General features: G+C 38.2%; 21 protein-coding genes. 2 read left to right on the forward strand and 19 right to left on the reverse strand.

Features of this window, described 5'->3' with window-relative positions; all coding sequences use genetic code 11:
• The first annotated feature begins 8 nt into the window (after positions 1 to 8).
• A complete protein-coding gene (locus MHB53_RS13810; RefSeq protein ID WP_340919290.1) occupies positions 9 to 269 on the forward strand; it encodes a hypothetical protein in 261 nt (86 codons plus the stop codon).
• Positions 270 to 478: 209 nt separating this feature from the next.
• Here MHB53_RS13810 and MHB53_RS13815 read toward each other — a convergent pair whose 3' ends face one another.
• Both MHB53_RS13815 and ssb read right to left on the reverse strand, forming a co-directional pair.
• On the reverse strand, positions 479 to 676 hold the full coding sequence (locus tag MHB53_RS13815; RefSeq protein WP_340919292.1) for a hypothetical protein: 198 nt from the start codon (positions 674 to 676) through the stop codon (positions 479 to 481).
• A gap of 21 nt (positions 677 to 697) precedes the next feature.
• On the reverse strand, positions 698 to 1,048 hold the full coding sequence (ssb, locus tag MHB53_RS13820; RefSeq protein ID WP_340919293.1) for a single-stranded DNA-binding protein: 351 nt from the start codon (positions 1,046 to 1,048) through the stop codon (positions 698 to 700).
• A 231-nt stretch (positions 1,049 to 1,279) separates the two neighbouring features.
• Between ssb and MHB53_RS13825 the strand changes: the two genes are divergently transcribed.
• The gene (locus MHB53_RS13825) at positions 1,280 to 1,705 is read left to right on the forward strand and encodes a YwpF-like family protein (protein WP_340919296.1); all 426 of its coding nucleotides are present in this window, start codon (positions 1,280 to 1,282) and stop codon (positions 1,703 to 1,705) included.
• 56 nt (positions 1,706 to 1,761) lie between these two features.
• Here the strand turns inward: MHB53_RS13825 and MHB53_RS13830 are convergent, their stop codons facing one another.
• The 17 genes from MHB53_RS13830 to MHB53_RS13910 all read right to left on the reverse strand — a co-directional run bounded on the left by MHB53_RS13830 (position 1,762) and on the right by MHB53_RS13910 (position 17,796).
• Positions 1,762 to 2,082, reverse strand: a complete 321-nt coding sequence (locus tag MHB53_RS13830) for a hypothetical protein (RefSeq protein ID WP_340919298.1) — start codon at positions 2,080 to 2,082, stop codon at positions 1,762 to 1,764.
• 537 nt (positions 2,083 to 2,619) lie between these two features.
• A complete protein-coding gene (gene fabZ, locus MHB53_RS13835; protein ID WP_340919300.1) occupies positions 2,620 to 3,045 on the reverse strand; it encodes a 3-hydroxyacyl-ACP dehydratase FabZ in 426 nt (141 codons plus the stop codon).
• A 209-nt stretch (positions 3,046 to 3,254) separates the two neighbouring features.
• Entirely contained in the window at positions 3,255 to 3,539 is a 285-nt protein-coding gene (locus MHB53_RS13840) for a DNA-directed RNA polymerase subunit beta (RefSeq protein WP_340919302.1), read from the reverse strand.
• 102 nt (positions 3,540 to 3,641) lie between these two features.
• The gene (locus MHB53_RS13845; protein ID WP_340919305.1) at positions 3,642 to 4,481 is read right to left on the reverse strand and encodes a flagellar hook-basal body protein; all 840 of its coding nucleotides are present in this window, start codon (positions 4,479 to 4,481) and stop codon (positions 3,642 to 3,644) included.
• Positions 4,482 to 4,517: 36 nt separating this feature from the next.
• Positions 4,518 to 5,297, reverse strand: a complete 780-nt coding sequence (locus MHB53_RS13850) for a flagellar hook-basal body protein (protein ID WP_340919306.1) — start codon at positions 5,295 to 5,297, stop codon at positions 4,518 to 4,520.
• Positions 5,298 to 5,438: 141 nt separating this feature from the next.
• The gene (locus tag MHB53_RS13855; protein ID WP_340919309.1) at positions 5,439 to 6,440 is read right to left on the reverse strand and encodes a rod shape-determining protein; all 1,002 of its coding nucleotides are present in this window, start codon (positions 6,438 to 6,440) and stop codon (positions 5,439 to 5,441) included.
• A gap of 214 nt (positions 6,441 to 6,654) precedes the next feature.
• A complete protein-coding gene (gene spoIIID, locus MHB53_RS13860; protein WP_340919311.1) occupies positions 6,655 to 6,927 on the reverse strand; it encodes a sporulation transcriptional regulator SpoIIID in 273 nt (90 codons plus the stop codon).
• A 437-nt stretch (positions 6,928 to 7,364) separates the two neighbouring features.
• Entirely contained in the window at positions 7,365 to 8,267 is a 903-nt protein-coding gene (locus tag MHB53_RS13865; protein WP_340919313.1) for a M23 family metallopeptidase, read from the reverse strand.
• A 516-nt stretch (positions 8,268 to 8,783) separates the two neighbouring features.
• Positions 8,784 to 9,812, reverse strand: a complete 1,029-nt coding sequence (gene spoIID / locus MHB53_RS13870; protein ID WP_340919316.1) for a stage II sporulation protein D — start codon at positions 9,810 to 9,812, stop codon at positions 8,784 to 8,786.
• Positions 9,813 to 10,048: 236 nt separating this feature from the next.
• Positions 10,049 to 11,368 carry a UDP-N-acetylglucosamine 1-carboxyvinyltransferase gene (murA, locus tag MHB53_RS13875; RefSeq protein ID WP_340919321.1) on the reverse strand — a complete coding sequence of 440 codons (1,320 nt, stop codon included), beginning with the start codon at positions 11,366 to 11,368 and terminating at the stop codon, positions 10,049 to 10,051.
• A gap of 32 nt (positions 11,369 to 11,400) precedes the next feature.
• Positions 11,401 to 12,153: a YwmB family TATA-box binding protein gene (locus MHB53_RS13880; RefSeq protein ID WP_340919323.1), complete on the reverse strand. Its 753-nt coding sequence runs from the start codon at positions 12,151 to 12,153 to the stop codon at positions 11,401 to 11,403.
• A gap of 184 nt (positions 12,154 to 12,337) precedes the next feature.
• Positions 12,338 to 12,571, reverse strand: a complete 234-nt coding sequence (locus MHB53_RS13885; RefSeq protein WP_340919325.1) for a DUF1146 family protein — start codon at positions 12,569 to 12,571, stop codon at positions 12,338 to 12,340.
• A gap of 74 nt (positions 12,572 to 12,645) precedes the next feature.
• Positions 12,646 to 13,047 carry a F0F1 ATP synthase subunit epsilon gene (locus tag MHB53_RS13890; RefSeq protein ID WP_340919329.1) on the reverse strand — a complete coding sequence of 134 codons (402 nt, stop codon included), beginning with the start codon at positions 13,045 to 13,047 and terminating at the stop codon, positions 12,646 to 12,648.
• Positions 13,048 to 13,069: 22 nt separating this feature from the next.
• On the reverse strand, positions 13,070 to 14,479 hold the full coding sequence (atpD, locus tag MHB53_RS13895; protein ID WP_340919331.1) for a F0F1 ATP synthase subunit beta: 1,410 nt from the start codon (positions 14,477 to 14,479) through the stop codon (positions 13,070 to 13,072).
• 158 nt (positions 14,480 to 14,637) lie between these two features.
• Complete coding sequence (locus MHB53_RS13900; RefSeq protein WP_340919333.1) at positions 14,638 to 15,495, reverse strand: F0F1 ATP synthase subunit gamma; 858 nt, start codon at positions 15,493 to 15,495, stop codon at positions 14,638 to 14,640.
• Between the two features lie 236 nt (positions 15,496 to 15,731).
• Positions 15,732 to 17,240 (reverse strand): F0F1 ATP synthase subunit alpha, encoded by a 1,509-nt coding sequence (gene atpA / locus MHB53_RS13905; protein WP_340919335.1) that lies wholly within the window; start codon positions 17,238 to 17,240, stop codon positions 15,732 to 15,734.
• A gap of 19 nt (positions 17,241 to 17,259) precedes the next feature.
• Positions 17,260 to 17,796: a F0F1 ATP synthase subunit delta gene (locus MHB53_RS13910; protein WP_340919337.1), complete on the reverse strand. Its 537-nt coding sequence runs from the start codon at positions 17,794 to 17,796 to the stop codon at positions 17,260 to 17,262.
• Position 17,797 lies beyond the last annotated feature (1 nt).

Genomic DNA, 17,797 nt, shown 5'->3' on the forward strand with positions numbered 1-17,797 from the left:
GAAGCTTTATGAGCGAAACTTCTATTAAGAATAAATTGCTTGAATTCTCGCCAAATAATAAGGAACTTGCTTTGTTTTTACTTTCTTTGAAAGAACGAAACGACTTATTTTTTCGGGAACTTGAAGATTTGAAAATGGACTTTCTTTTGAGGGGGATTTGTGAGAAGGAAGTAGATGGATTACTTGAGGATCCATTGCTTTTGCCATCTACATGGTTGCCTGAACATTTGCGTTGGGCTCCATACTTCACACGAATGGGGAACGATTAATTAAATCGCTTACAGAGGCTAATCAGTATATTGATTACTCAAAGCATATTGACATTGATTGTCATACTGCCGAAAAACTCATTCGTTTCATTTATGTAAATATATAAGGTATAGTTCAAAAAAAGACCAGCTGGGCAGCTGGTCTTTTTTTCTAATGAGGAATGAGGCGAGGCTGCTTTTTGGAATGCACAGTTAGGAGAAGTTTATTATTACTGTGCGATCATCTGTTTTTTGAGATTTGTATTATGTGATAGTGTGAATTGGTCTGTGGTGTATCCATGAAGATGTTGTTCAAGCTGCACTACCCGTTGGGATAATAAATGCATCTGCTGATTGGCCTTGCCAAGCTTGAATATGAGGTCGCTTATAAGGATTTCCATCGAGTCATTACGGATATTTGTTTTCATTTGTTCACCTCCTTACATACTTTACATTGGTTGTGGTTCTTTTTCTTCTGCAGGACGTCCGCCCATAAATTTCACTGAGTCTGCTAAAACTTCTGTAACATACACCCTCTTTCCAGTTTGATCTTCATAATTTCTTGTTTGGATTTTTCCTATGATGCCAATAATGGATCCTTTCTCACAATACTTTGCTGTGTTTTCAGCTGTTTTGTTCCACAATGTACATAAAACAAAATCAGCATTCATTTCACCTTGCGTATTGCGATAGTGGCGATTTAAGGCTAGTGTGATGTTTAATACAGCCTTTCCCTCCACTGTATAGCGTAATTCTGGATCTTTCGTCATTCGGCCCACCAGTGTCACTTGATTGATCATTTTTTCACTCCTTTTTTGCGATGTATCTACATATTATTACAAGTTTTTTTCACTGTAAAATCGGCAAAATCCTTTTTCTAATCATAAAATTTGATAGAAATCGAATTTTATAGGCAGCTTTTCTTATTTCCAACCTTTTATCATTCATAGAAAACTTTGTTGCTAAAATTTTTTTAATGAATGCCTATGCTATGTTATAATTTTTAAAAGTGTATGAGGAGGCATTCTAAAGTGAAGACCTTTAAAGTTGTTGCTCTGCAGGTTCTTGGATCGACAGGAGCTCAGGATCTCCCATTAACAGATGGTTTAATCATTAATAAAGAAAATGAAGATGGTATGTGGATTATTGAATCTTTTATTGATAAAAAATATGAAGCTTTATTTCAGCAAAAACGCGAAAGCAATGAAGACTTCAAAATTAGAGTGATCATTACTCATGCAGCAAATGATCCAGCTACATTTACGGTGAAAGTTAATACGGTTAAACGGTTGGATACTCATATCTCTGTCTTATTTGAAGGTAAACTAAATAGGCGTCGCAATGAGTATTCCGAACTCCTCCTCAATAATTTAATTAAAGATGGCTACAGCGGGGAAGATCTCATTCAGGAATTCAAAAAAGGAATGAAGGAAAAAAAGCCCGTTTCTAATAATTAAATTAGTCGGGCTTTAAAATGAATAGAAATTATAAAAGCAAGATAAAACTCTTACCTTTATCTATTTTTGTCTTTGTTTTTGTCATTATCTAAATCGTTGCCATTTATGTTAGTATCATCCATGTTGGTGTCATTTGTAGTACCTTCATCCATTATATCATTGTTATCATTTGTAGTACCTTCATCCATCACATCGTTATTATCATCATTTACACCGTTGTTATCGTTGACACCATTGTTATCGTTGACGCCATTGTCTTCTATCACTTCATTATCATTAGCTGGGGGCGGTGGCTCCTCGTTATTATTTGCACAACCTACAAGTAGCATGGAAGCAATGGCTGCTCCACCGATTAATTTTGTTACTTTTACATTCATTAGGTAAGCTCCTTTCAGATTTAGGCCCACATGAACATGATGTGGTCATATCGACTGTGCCACATGTCGTGGTTTTTTTTAGTCGATTATCCTGTTTTTTGGACCTTGTAAGGTCTGTTATTAGCTTTCCCCAATTCGCCAAAATACACCATTAAATTTTCGAAAGTGGAAAAATAAATGATAGAAGCACTAAAGCTAGAGGAAAATAGGTATAGAAATTTTTTTTCCAATACTTTTTTTAGATATACAATTGCAACTGTTTGCTACTTGCACTATAATCATAATTTTTATTAGCTATAAAAGATTCAATGTAAAAATCGTCGCTGCGGCTGTGTATAAGTTAATCCAGCACAATATTGTAAATCTAAAAAAGCGATGAATTACGCCTATTTTGCTGTCAAAAATATTACCCCGCTTTTCCATATTCCTCACAAGGACATTATATAAAACGTACGGTTCATTAAAACGAACAGAAAAATAAAAACATCCTCTTTGGACATAATATATAGCCCAAAGAGGATGTTTTTTGCATTGTCATTATTTTTCAAGAGCAAAAGTAATTTCTGCTTCACATACAGTTTCTCCATCAACTGTTGCTACAGCTTTACCTTTACCAATAGGCCCTTTAATACGAATAATTTCTACTTCGAGGCGTAGTTGATCTCCTGGTTTTACTTGACGTTTAAATCGGCATTTATCGATACCAGCAAAAAATGCTAATTTACCGCGATTTTCTTCTTTGATAAGCATAGCTACAGCTCCTACTTGTGCCAATGCCTCAACAATCAGTACGCCTGGCATAACAGGATAATCTGGAAAATGACCGTTAAAGAATTCTTCATTAGCAGTTACATTCTTAAGCCCTACTGCCTTTTTTCCTTCTTCAACTTCAGTGATTTTGTCAATCAATAAAAAAGGATAACGGTGTGGAATAATTTCTTTAATTTGCTGAATATCAAGCATATGTAAAACCTCCAGAATAAAATTTAAAAAGTATGAAAGCGCCGGTCAGTAAAACAAAACTGCTGCATTCACCATCTACCCAAATCTTGTGAGCCCAGATAGCCTTTCAGCTATACAGTAATATAACACATAAATGTGATGGTTGCGCTATCACATTTATGAGTAGAAGAACTATAAATCAAACAAAAATAAGGAAGACTTTCACTTCCTTATTTTTTCTCAGTAACTAAGTCAATAATATGCGTCCATGTTGTTTTTTGCAAAGCATCTTTAGGCTTGCCATCTCCTAGCACACCATAGCCTACCATTATTCCCGCAACAAGACTTAGTACTGTTAATATTATAATCAGAAAAACACGAAGCCAAATCGGAATCAGTCTGATCCTAATCCGTTTCGATATTTTCGTTTCCTTTTTTATCTTTGCTGGTAGTTTCTTCTTATTCAATTTTTCTCTTGTTTGAACAGCTGCTTGGCTGATTTGTTTAGCCACCATATGATAAACTCCTTTAATCCAACTTTGACATACTAACTATCAAACTAGGATTGAAACTATTGATCACTCATCAATTTTGATTTTATCATATCATACCACATTTTAGCGAATGCCGTTTACAAGTCCCATCATTTGATCTGATAAGGATATTGACTTAGATTGAAATTGCAAAGCTCTTTGCACGTTTACCATTTCCGTCATTTCTTTACTCAAGTCCACATTTGAAGCTTCGAGTGCTCCTTGCTGAACAGAAACCTGATTTCGCCCAGCTCCAGCCAATTCCGTATAAATAAGTGCAGGATCGACGCCAGGCTGTAAGTTCTCTGGAAGTCCGAGTAAATTACTTCCCTTTTGCTCCATAAACTGCGGTTTGTTCATCGCCACTATGCCTAGGTTAGATGTCACCTGTTGGCCATTATCAGCTTGAGCTTGAAAAACACCATTGTTAAAAATAGTAAATGACTTATATTGATCTGAGAAAATAATATTATTATTTTGTTCATCTAGTACTGGATGACCTTCTTCAGTTACAAGCATCATTTCATTATTTCCCGTCGGTGCGAGATACAATGCTCCATTCCTTGTAAAACGAATAGCAGATTGATCATTTTCTTGGACGCGAATTTTTAAAAATTGATTTTCTTCTGTAAAAGCTAAATCAAGCGGTCGATCTGTATTTTTTATTGCTCCTTGCTGCAATACCATGACTGATTTTGAGATTTTAGCACCTACACCCTGGCGAATGCCAAACGGAGTAAGACGACCAACCTCTTTTTCTTCTGTTGGTTGGTTATTCACATGTTGATAAACCATTTCAGAAAAAGATACATCTCTTTTTTTATAGCCATTTGTTTGTGCATTAGCTATGTTATTGCTGATGGCATCAAATTGTTTTTGTAATTGACCGATTGTATTGACTGCAGTTGTCATAGATCTTGTCATATGCCTGTCTCCTTATTATTAGCAATTCTTGGCATATTAACCATTCACTCTGCCAACTTCATTCACTGTTTTTTCCATACTGCGATCGTAGGCTTGAAGAATTTTTTGATTCGCTTCGAATGCTCTGTAAGCCGTAAGCATCTCTGTCATTGTCCTCGAGGGATCTACTGTAGAGCCTTCGATAAAACCTTGTGAGACGCTATAAGCATTAGCAATATCCAATGGTATCCCGTCTTCTGTACGGAACAATCCATTTCCTTCTTTTATTAATGCTTCTGGATTTTCCGTTGTCACGATACCAAGTCGGGCAACTTGCTCCCCGTTTTCTTCAATATTGCCATTACGATCGACGGTAAATTGATCACTATTTAACGTAATCCGATTACCATTCTCGTCAAGCACTGGCCAACCACCATCCGTCGTCAGTAAGCCCTCTGCATCAATTGTAAATCTTCCATTTCGTGTATATTTAGTCTCATCTCCATTTTCCACAGTGAAAAACACAGGATCACCAGCTGTATCTGTAAGCGCCAAGTCTGTTAGGAGATCCGTTTGTCTTTGGTCTCCTTGGACAAAACGAGGAATGGTTTCCTGCATATATACTCCTGTATTAATGGAACCAACTTGTTTAGCATTTTTATTACCATTTGTAGAAGTTTCGAAACGGCTAAGAAGCATTTCTGGAAATGCCCGGATAGCAGCTTGATCTTCCTTAAATCCCGCTGTATTTACATTAGCCATATTATTTGTCAGCAAATCTGTTTTACGTTGTTGGGCATACATCCCTGAAGCTGCTGTATAAAAACCTCGTAACATTCAATCACCTCAATACAATTGTTCGTTCAAGCAACACAGTATTTTTCCTCCTGTATTACATACTTCTTTATATATCGGTCTGTTATTAGGATTTCTTAGGAAATCCTATCTTTTTTTGATTAAAGACTATGAAGTTTACGTTTATACGAAATTTCGACGTGCAATCCTATCCATGTTTTCAAGCATGATACCAGTTCCAATCGCAACAGAATCCATTGGTTGTTCCGCTACTAGAACAGGAACTTTTAATTCTTCCGCTAATAATTGATCAATACCATGCAGAAGCGCGCCGCCACCTGTTATGATTACCCCACGATCGATAATATCAGCAGATAGTTCTGGTGGCGTTTTTTCTAAGACATTCTTCGCAGCCTGTACAATAACATCCACAGATTCACGAAGTGCCGCTTCTATTTCTTTAGAATAAACAGTTATCGTTCTCGGCAGTCCACTCACCATATCGCGTCCGCGGATTTCCATTTCTTCGTTACGTGCTCCAGGGAAAACAGTACCAATATTAATTTTGATATTTTCAGATGTTCTTTCACCAATCAATAGCTTGTACTCTTTTTTCACATAGTTCAAAATTTCGTTGTCAAAGTTATCTCCAGCCATTTTAATGGATGAGGAAGTTACAATATCGCCCATTGATAATACAGCTACATCTGTCGTTCCTCCTCCGATATCAACAACCATATTTCCGCTTGGTTCAAATATATCCATGCCAGCGCCTATAGCTGCAACTTTCGGTTCTTCTTCAAGATAAATCTTTTTACCACCACTTTTTTCTGCTGCTTCCCTTATTGCTTTTTGCTCTACGCTCGTAATATTAGTCGGACAACAAATTAAAATACGTGGTTTTGATAAAAAACCCTTTACATTTAATTTATTGATAAAGTGCTTTAACATTGCTTCTGTCACATCAAAATCAGCAATGACACCGTCTTTTAAAGGGCGGATTGCCACGATATTTCCTGGCGTACGACCAACCATTTTCCTTGCCTCTTCCCCCACTGCCAAAACTTTATTTGTATTTCGATCAATTGCTACAACTGATGGCTCATTTAAAACAATCCCTTGTCCTTTTACGTGTATTAACACATTCGCAGTCCCTAAATCAATTCCGATATCCTTTGCAAACATCAAAAAACCCCTACTTTCACAATTTTCTTATTTATCATTTTTTTCATATGTCTAAAGTCATAGTTATTGATTTCCCTAATTGTTTATTTTACCATATTCATGCTATAAAAAGGAATGAAGCTAGTAAAAAAGATTGACATTTTTTCTAATAACAGAACTTAATTTTTTTATCCATAAAAAAGAAGGCGGGTTATCGCCTTCTTAACATGTTGGACTATTTTACTGGTTCACCTTCAACCTCTTTTCTTCTATACTTTTGTTTTGTTGCTTCTCCTCCACGTAAATGTCTAATTGACTTATGATAGTCCAAAATGTTTTTAACCTCATAGGCCAAATCAGGATTGATCTCCGGTAATCGCTCTGTTAAATCTTTATGAACTGTACTTTTAGATACGCCAAATTCCTTGGCAATAACACGAACCGTTTTTCTTGTCTCCACGATATACCTGCCTATCTTGATCGTTCGCTCTTTGATGTAATCGTGCACACCACTCGCCCTCCTTGAATTGGATGAGAGGAGTGTGAAATGAGACTCGTCTTTTTATAATAAAGTTAGTATGCTCTTGGGTACATTGTCCATCAGCAACATGCGCAACAGGGGAATAAGTAGCAAAAGGCTATATATTAATTACGATCCATTTTTCAGTAGATGAACAAATATATTACTGAATATACAGTCTCGATCAACGATTCCTCACCTCAAACACTCTCTTTTTAAATACAGTTTGTATATACTTATTTGTCCGAGTACAAATATATGCTCAAATATCCCAAACTGATTGAATGTTGTGTTATTTAATTTGGTTTGAAATAATCATTAGTAAAAATATTTCTAATGATTATTTCCCGAGAAATATGTCGAAGTTATTTTCAAAACAAAAAAAGACAGGACCCTTTAGGCCTGCCTGACGCGAATTTTATCGCTTAATTTGTTTTTGGTTCAGGATTATTAGCATTATTTGTTTCTTGATCAGATATGCTGTCTGATGTTTCTTCATCGGATACATTGTCTGATGCATCTTTCTCTTCTTGAGATACATTGTCTGACGCATCTTTTTCTTCTTGTGATGCATTGTCTATTGCATCTTCCTCAGATACATTTTCAGAATCAGATTTCTCTGGTACACCTGTCGTATCCGTATTTTCTAGTGCAGTTACCGGTTGTCCAAAAAACGTAAGTGGATTAACTGCTTTGCTTTCCTTACGAATTTCAAAATGAACATGGTTTTCAGCGGCTTTATTCAATTGGCTTGTACTAGACGTTGCAAGCACATCCCCTTGTTTAACCTTGTCTCCCGCTTTTACTTTAATGTCCTTTACCGCTTGGTATACAGTCATAATGCCTTTTTCGTGCTCAATTTCAATCACATTACCTAGTAATGAATCTTGTCTGACTGCTGCTACTTTTCCACTAAGTGCTGATACTACTTTAAATTCTTTCCCCTCTGATTGAGCAATATCAAGCCCAAGACTAGGACGATAAGTGTTCCCATCAACGATTAGTGCACTTTCTTGCTTTTCCTCGGACGCAGTGGCATCAAAAAACTCTGTAATAACTTTTACATCGTCTTCGTTTTGTACTGGCATTGCAAAGTTTTCAAAAGATTGATTGACTTCAATAGAAGGTTCTTCTGTATTTTCACCAACCAAACTCTGTCCCGGATCTGCTACTTCAGGTCCCTTTGCCTTGTCCATTCCACTTGTTTGATACCAAACAATCATAGAAATGAGCAATGCCGCACTAACTAAATAAACTGCTGGAAATACCCAACGCTTTTTAAAGAATTTTCTTACTTGAGAAGATTGATTCTTTTCTTCCTCTCTCATTTTCATCACCTCTAGGTTCATTCTGAACAGAAAAACAGAATTATATACTTAACATTAAAAATTTCGCCATTTAGTTTTCGACAAATGACAGAAATTATACTAAAGAAAGTGATATGGACTCATTTTCCAGTTTATATTTAGCAGGTAACCATCTATACCTAGGTTGCCGCATACGACTGTGAGAAACTCTTTAATATGATTGAGGGAATAATACATTGAATAGATCTAAAATTGCGTGGGGCGGAATCTAAACCTTGCAGGGGGGGTATTTCATTGAGTGGCTTGTATTTCCCACGAGTGCATTTACGCTGAGTGGCTTGTATTTCCCACGAGTGGCTCACATTTACGCTGAGTGGCTTGTATTTCCCACGAGTGGCTCATATTTCCGCTGAGTGGCTTGTATTTCGCTCAAGTGGCTCGTATTTTCGCTGAGTGGCTTACAATCTATTATTAGTTGACTTATTTCAATAAAAAAAAAACGCTAATTCCTAGTTTTCGGGGAATTAGCGCTTCTTGTTATTGATTAAATGCAAGTTTTTGATCAAAGTATGGGCGAATGTCTGAGATTTTGACTCCATGATAATAGTGGTTGACGATTTCTTGATAGTCTTTACCTTCTTTTGCCATTCCGTTTGCACCGTATTGGCTCATTCCTACTCCATGGCCAAATCCTTTTGTCGTGATAATGATTGCATCACCTTTATGAACCCAGTCAAAATCCGTTGAACGTAAACCTAGCTTCTCTCTTATTTCTCGCCCAGTAAACTTTTTGCCGTTAATCTCTACTTCTGCCACTTTTTTACCGGGCGTTCTAGCGATAATTCTGCCCACATCTGCACCTTTTCCAATATCGACACCAAGTTTTTGTTCAAATTCTTTGGTACTCAACGATATTTGGCTTTCAAATTCCGGGGATTCTTTACTATCCCAAGGACTTTCTACACTTTTCAAATAAGGAACTTGGTTTTCCCAATAATCTTCTGCATTTTCAGTAAAACCATTACTCGCAGAAAAAAAAGAAGCCGTTATTGGTTTTTCCTCATATGTTAATATTTTATCTTGTGTTTGTTTGACAGCATTGGCGACTTTTTTGTAGTTCGAGTCATAGTTTTTCCCCCAGCTTTTTTTCAGCTCGGATTTGTCTTTATACACTTGATAATTAACTGTATCGGCTACATCTGCCCCTTCTGGCAGATTAGCATTATCTGCGTTAAGTAAATGACTTGTAATATATGTCCTTGCTGTCAAAGCTTGTGCTTTTAATGCTTCAGGTTCGAAGTTGGCCGGCATTTCTGAGGCGACCACGCCGATTACATATTCTTCTATCGGTAGTTTTTCAATATTATTCGTAGCAGATCTAAGAACTCCGACTTCTGTTGCAGGTTCATTATTAGAAGGTGGTGGTTGTGTTGTTGGAGTTTCCGAATCACCAAGCTTTTCTACAGTCTTTTTACCAGAGAAAGGCAACACAAGTAGGGATGGAAGTATAAATGTGAGCGTAATTAAAATAGCAACTACAAATATAACTGGTTTCATTTGATTCATGCTGATGCCTCCATTACGAAATTAAGGCGATGCCGAAGCGATCACCTTTGCTTAAATATATGGATAGGGACAAGCTTTTATTCCACTATTCAAAGAAAGGTGACAGTCCCCGAGGTCTCTACTCAAAGTTTACCATGTATGATAACTTTTCAGTGGGATTTCAGCAAGCAATTCTTTATATAACAAAAAAACCCGCATTTTGAATGTGCGAGTTTTTTTGTATATTCAATGCACATTTATGCATCAAAATCCACGACAAGGTTACTAATAGTCGTTTCGTTTGTAATATTTTTTTCTGTTTCGTCATTCACACGCTCGATATCAGCGCCTAATGCACGAAGTTTTTCATGAAAGTTAAGATAACCACGGTCAAGATGTTTAAGTTCAGTTACACGTGTATATCCATCTGCCTTGAGGCCAGCTACAATTAACGCTGCGCCTGCTCTCAAATCAGTCGCAGCAACTTCTGCCCCTTGGAGCTTACTTGGACCCGAGATGATAACAGAACGACCTTCGATTTTAATATCACTATTCATACGACGGAATTCTTCCGCATGCATATAACGATTTTCAAAAACTGTTTCAGTAATGACACTAGTGCCCTCCGCGTTGACAAGCAAAGCCATCATTTGCGACTGCATGTCTGTTGGAAAACCCGGGTGTGGCATTGTTTTAATGTCTACAGCTTTTAATTTTTCTGGTCCAATAACACGTATCCCATCTTCTTCTTCAATGATAGTTACGTTCATTTCTTCCATTTTTGCGATAACAGATGACATATGCTCAGGAATAGCTCCTTGTACAAGCACATTACCACCCGTAATAGCTGCTGCAACCATAAATGTTCCAGCTTCGATTCTGTCAGGAATAATTGTATGATCTGCACCACGCAATGTCTTCACGCCTTCGATACGAATTGTTCCTGTTCCAGCACCTCGTACAATCCCACCCATTTCGTTTATATAATTGGCAAGATCAACAATTTCTGGTTCCTTCGCACAGTTTTCAATTGTTGTAGAACCTTCCGCTAATGCTGCAGCCATCATAATATTTTGAGTAGCCCCTACACTTGGGAAGTCTAAATATATTTTTGCTCCTGTTAAACGATCAGCTGTCGCTTCAATAAATCCATTATCTACTTTCACTTTTGCACCCATTGCTTCAAAGCCTTTTAAGTGAAGATCTATTGGACGAGAACCGATTGCACAACCTCCAGGTAAAGCAACACGTGCTGTTCCTTGTCTTGCAAGTAGTGGTCCCATTACAAGTACTGATGCTCTCATTTTCCGAACGTATTCAAATGGTGCTTCTATTTTAAGTTCATTTGATGCATCAACAATAATTGTTTTATTATTAAATTCAACGCTAGCATTTACATGACGTAACACTTCACCAATTGTATAAACATCGGAAAGAGTTGGTACGTTTCGAATGATGCTTTTTCCTTCACTTGCTAACAATGATGCAGCGATCACAGGCAAAACGGCATTTTTTGCCCCTTCAACTTTAACAGTACCGCTTAGCCTTTTTCCGCCGCGGACGATGATTTTTTCCAAGAGTATTCCCCTCCGCGTACATATTCTTTATATTAATATTCAATCGTTAAGATTGGTGTGCCGATTACAATTGTTGTACTCGACTCAGATCCATTATTTCGTAGTCCAATTTGCATATTCATTTCAGTATCGGTAAAAGATATGGTTTCGTCTAAAAGAGAGGATTTCGCTGATATCGAGTAAAAGTCTCTTTCTTTTAACGTTTTTACCTCTTCCGCGTGCAAGGATTTAATTAAATCTTGCAAAGATTGATACTTAAATTCATCGAACCTTTTATTGAATTCGCCTTTTATACAAGAGAAAATAACGGGCTTTTTATCAAACAGTAGCTTTATTGTTGTTGAAACATACTTGGACAAGCTTTCTACAGCATTCTGATCCCGATCCCAACTCTTTCCCCGTACCTCGTATACAATATACGACGAGGATTGTCTGTTTTTGTCGGTTGATATTAATTTAATTATTTCGCTATAATATTCAAATTGTCTTTTTCCTACAACAATGTCAGAACTCGATTCCATACCAGTATGCCATTCCATATTAGGAAACTGTTTTTTAAGCCATTGTATTTTTTCTAACCGTTTATCTTCATTAGAAAGATGGACAAGTTCTCTTGCATATAAAGACCATTCAACAATAGTGCCATTTTGACTTTCAATTTTATCGGCAAGCACTTGAATATCCATACTTTTCTGTGCTGCACTGATGTTATTCCCGATAAAAATAGTGACAAAACAAATTGTGACGATAATATGAATAATTACGAGCGCTTGTTTTTTGTTCATGGTCTATCACCCCTATTAAAAGTGTTTCCACTCTGGGGATAGAAATACTAAGGGAAAATCGCGAAATTCAGACGTTTTTCGCCTATTATGTATCACCATTTATCAACATACCTATCACATCATAAACAATAGAATGGATATTGAAAACAGGTACAAAGTCGCATTTTTCTTTTTTTCAAAAACATCAAAATAACAACCGTAGTTGACTTGCCCAATTTAAATAGTCTAGGAAAAAATTACTAACTACAGAGCCAATTGCAATTGTAATTAATATGTACAAAAGCCTAGCCTGAAACACACGATTACCTCTGATTAGTTTATCAAAATGTACTGCCTGTAGTCCATAGAAAGTAATGGCTATAAAAAACAAGTGAGAAATAATGCTAAGCAAAGATTGCTGTCCGAACTCTTCAACCATATAGACCCCTCCTATAGATTTATTCTCATGAATAACACCTTCTGACCCTTATGATCAGAAGGTGTACTTATTACTTACCCATGCTCATATACATCAATGCGGTTTATCGCTCGTTTCAACGCTAATTCCGCACGTTTAAAATCACTATCCTCGGCTTTCCCCTGTAAATGGGACTCAGCGCGTTTTCTTGCATCTTCAGCACGGTCGATATTAATGCTCTCCGCGCGTTCTGCTGTTTGGGCAAGAATGGTAACTTGATCAGGACGAACTTCTAGTAATCCACCACTTACAGCCACGTACTCTGTACTATTATCTTTTGTGATACGTACAGCACCTATTTGGAGTGGAGCAACCATTGGAATGTGACCCGGAAGTATACCAATTTCACCTGATTCAGCTTTAGTGCTGAGCATTTCTACATCAGAATCAAATACCGGGCCATCGGGAGTGACAATACTAACTCGCAATGTGTTCATCGTTAACCCTCCTGGTCCGAAATTATGCTTCTACGCCCATATCTTGCGCTTTTTTAATTGCATCCGCAATTGTTCCAACAAGGCGGAAAGCATCTTCAGGAAGATGGTCATATTTACCTTCAAGTAATTCTTTGAAACCTTTTACCGTTTCTGCTACTTGAACGTAAGAACCTTTCTGTCCTGTAAACTGTTCTGCAACGTGGAAGTTTTGAGATAGGAAAAATTGAATTCTGCGTGCACGGTGAACGGTCAACTTATCTTCGTCTCCAAGTTCATCCATACCTAGGATTGCAATGATATCCTGTAATTCTTTATAGCGTTGTAATGTTTGCTGTACTTGAGTCGCCACATAATAATGCTCTTCACTAACAATTTCTGGTGATAGTGCCCTTGAAGTGGAAGCTAGTGGATCTACTGCAGGATAGATACCCATCTCAGAAAGCTTCCGGTCAAGGTTCGTCGTTGCATCTAAGTGAGCAAATGTCGTTGCTGGTGCCGGGTCAGTGTAGTCATCCGCAGGAACGTAAATTGCTTGGATTGATGTAACTGAACCAACGTTTGTTGACGTAATACGTTCTTGCAATTGTCCCATTTCTGTAGCAAGTGTTGGTTGGTAACCAACTGCTGAAGGCATCCGTCCTAGAAGGGCAGATACTTCGGATCCTGCTTGAGTAAATCGGAAAATGTTATCGATAAAGAACAGAACATCCTGCCCTTGCTCATCACGGAAATATTCAGCCATTGTCAGACCAGTAAGCGCAACACGCATACGTGCTCCTGGTGGCTCATTCATTTGTCCGAATACCATTGCTGTTTTGGTAATAACGCCTGAATCTTTCATCTCGTAGTAAAGGTCATTTCCTTCACGAGTACGTTCTCCAACACCAGCAAATACGGAAATACCACCGTGTTCTTGAGCGATATTGTTGATCAGTTCTTGGATAAGTACAGTTTTACCAACACCCGCACCACCAAAGAGTCCGATCTTACCACCTTTAATATAAGGGGCTAGTAAGTCAACAACTTTAATACCTGTTTCTAATATTTCTACCTCTGTGGAAAGCTGATCAAATTTTGGCGCTGCACGGTGAATTGCGTCACGGCGTACGTCTGGAGCAAGCTTTTCATCAAGGTCAATATTTTCACCTAAAACGTTAAATACACGTCCAAGTGTGATATCACCAACTGGCACGGAAATTGGTGCACCTGTATCAAGAACTTCCATTCCGCGTTGAACACCGTCAGTGGATGCCATTGCAATTGTACGAACAGTATCATTACCAAGGTGGAGAGCAACTTCCAATGTTAATTCAATGTTTTGCTCTGCAGATGTAGTAACTTTTAGCGCGTTATAAATATTTGGGAGCTGGCCACTGGCGAATTTCACGTCAATAACCGGACCCATAACTTGTAAAATATGTCCTTTGTTCATCATTTCCCCTCCTACCTGGGTTAAGATCTCAATCAAAGATATAAAATAAAATTTAGGCTCGCACGATGCGAGTCATAACGGCGTTGCCACACGAAGTGGCGCTCTTAGCCGTTGGTTCCTTATAATTACAGCATCAAACAAGGAGCTTCCGCTTTTCCTTATTCTAATGCTGCTACGCCGCCTACGATCTCGGTAATTTCTTGTGTGATCATTGCTTGGCGTGCTCGGTTAAAGGATAATGTCAGGCCATCGATCAAATCAGATGCATTATCTGTTGCACTCTTCATTGCCGTCATCCGTGCTGCATGCTCACTAGCTTTAGCGTCAAGTAAGGCACCGTAAATTAAGCTTTCCGCATATTGTGGAAGCAATACTTCAAGGATGGCTTGGGCTGAAGGTTCGTACTCATAAGACATTAATTTTTTAGATGTATCAAGCTCAGTAAGTGGCAGTACTTTTTTCTCTGTCACTTCTTGAGTCATCGCGCTGACAAAATGGTTGTAGTACATATATAGTTCATCAAATGTGCCATCTGAGAACATTCCAACTGCTTTGCTCGTTATTTCCATAACGTCTGCAAAGTTTGGTTGATCCGGAAGTCCATTGATTTCTAGCACTACATTCATGTTTCTTTTGAGGAAAAAGTCGCGTCCCATACGGCCAATAGCAATAATCGCATATTCATCATCAGATTGATGACGGTCTTTGATTTTATTTGAAACAGACCGCAAAATACTGCTATTATATGGTCCTGCCAAGCCTTTATCCGCTGTGATTACTAAGTATCCCGTTCTTTTCACCGGACGTGAAACAAGCATTGGATGTTCTACATCCTTGCTGCCAGCTGCAATACTTGTAGCAACTTCTTGGATTTTTTCCATATAAGGTACAAATGACTTTGCATTTGTTTCTGCACGATTCAACTTTGCTGCGGATACCATCTGCATTGCTTTTGTTATCTGGCTTGTTTTCTTGGTCGAGTTAATCCGGGTTTCAATGTCACGTAAGGATGCCACTGATTTCACCACCTTTTAGTAAAAGTTGGTTAGGCCCACACAAAGTGGGTCACATCGCGCGGTCAAAGGAAGCCGACAAGAATAGGTTCAAACGCAATCCTATTCAAGCGTTGTGTTCTTTTATGAACACAGTCGGATTCTTCATTTGACAGTAGCTGATGTTCCTAATGTATAACATATTTTCATTTATTTAATGAATAAAATTAGTCATTCTGGCCTAAACCAGTACTCTTTAATTATTCACTTTTTGCGAATGTTCTTTTAAATGTACTCAATGCATCTTTTAGATCTTCATCAGCTGGTAGTCCACCAGTTGTGCGGATAGTATCTAGAAGCTCTGCACGGTTGTGGTCAAGCCAAGAGTATAATGAATCTTCAAAACGCAAAACATCTTTAACTGGGATATCGTCAAGGTATCCTTTCGTTAATGCATATAGAATCATTACTTGCTTTTCAACCTTAATCGGTTTGTTCAAGTCCTGCTTCAATACTTCAACTGTTCTCGCTCCGCGATTCAGTTTCGCTTGTGTCGCTTGGTCTAGATCAGAACCGAACTGAGCAAATGATTCAAGCTCACGGAATGATGCAAGATCAAGACGAAGTGTTCCAGCTACTTTTTTCATTGCCTTGATTTGTGCTGATCCACCAACACGAGATACAGAAAGACCCGCGTTAATCGCTGGGCGGACACCCGAGAAGAACAAATCAGATTGCAAGAAAATTTGGCCGTCTGTGATGGAAATAACGTTCGTTGGAATATAAGCAGAAATATCCCCTGCTTGTGTTTCAACAAATGGAAGTGCAGTTAATGAACCGCCACCTTTTGCATCACTCAATTTCGCTGCACGTTCAAGAAGACGTGAATGCAAGTAGAAAACATCTCCTGGATATGCTTCACGACCCGGAGGACGACGAAGTAGCAAGGAAAGTTCACGGTATGCAGCAGCTTGTTTCGTTAAATCATCATAAATTACTAGTACATGCTTACCGTTATACATAAATTCTTCACCCATTGTTACGCCTGTATATGGAGCTAGGTAAAGAAGTGGAGCTGGTTGTGAAGCAGATGCAGTCACAACGATCGTGTAATCAAGTGCACCATGTTTACGAAGTGTTTCAACTGCGCCACGAACAGTAGATTCTTTTTGACCAATTGCTACGTATACGCAGATCATGTCTTGATCACGTTGGTTCAAAATTGTGTCGATTGCAACAGTCGTTTTACCTGTTTGACGGTCACCGATAATTAATTCACGTTGTCCACGCCCGATTGGAACTAGCGCATCAATTGCTTTAATTCCTGTTTGCAAAGGTTCATGAACCGATTTACGATCCATTACACCTGGTGCTTGGCCTTCAATTGGACGTGATTTCGTTGTATTGATCGGTCCTAATCCATCTACTGGCTCACCTAATGGATTCACGACGCGTCCTATCATTTCTTCTCCTACAGGAACTTCCATGATTCTACCTGTACGACGTACTTCGTCGCCTTCACGGATATCTGTATAAGGGCCGAGGATAACGATACCTACGTTATTTTCTTCTAGGTTCTGCGCCATACCCAGTACACCGGTTGAGAATTCGACAAGTTCCCCTGCCATAACATTGTCCAGTCCGTAAGCAAGGGCAATTCCGTCCCCAATTTTAATGACTGTACCAACATCATTTACTTCCATTTCAGCTTGATAATTTTCAATTTGCTTTTTTAGTAGCGCACTGATTTCTTCAGCTTTAATGCTCATGAATTTCACCCCTCATTTATCAAGTAGTTAATGTCCGTTCAAGACGGTCAAGTTTGCCTCGCAGGCTACCGTCAAAAATTCGATTTCCTATACGTATTTTCAAACCACCGAGTAAATTTGTATCCACGATGTTTTCAATATTTAAGGAACGCTTGCCAACCTTCGCCGCGAAAGATGCGGAAACAGCATGTGATTCCTCTGAAGATAGTGGGCGTGCAGAATAAACTAACGCATCTGCAATTCCGCTTTCTTCATTAGCTAAATTAATATAAGCCTCAGCAACATCAGTAATCTCATTTTGACGATGGGCATCAAGCAAAAGCATCAAAGTATTTTCAACGGTTGGAGAAACGGATGAAAATACATTTTGTAATACATTCTTTTTCTCATTTAAAGTTAATTTTGGCGATGATAACAATGTAAGGAATGAAGGGTTTTCTGTTAATACCTTCTTTAATGTTCGCATTTCCACAGTTAAGTCTTCAATGAGATTTTGCTCTTTCGCTAACATAAAAAGCGCTAAAGCGTAGCGTTCCGCGATAACATTTTGGCTCATC

Source organism: Bacillus sp. FSL K6-3431, from assembly GCF_038002605.1.
Lineage (GTDB): Bacteria > Bacillota > Bacilli > Bacillales > Bacillaceae_C > Lederbergia.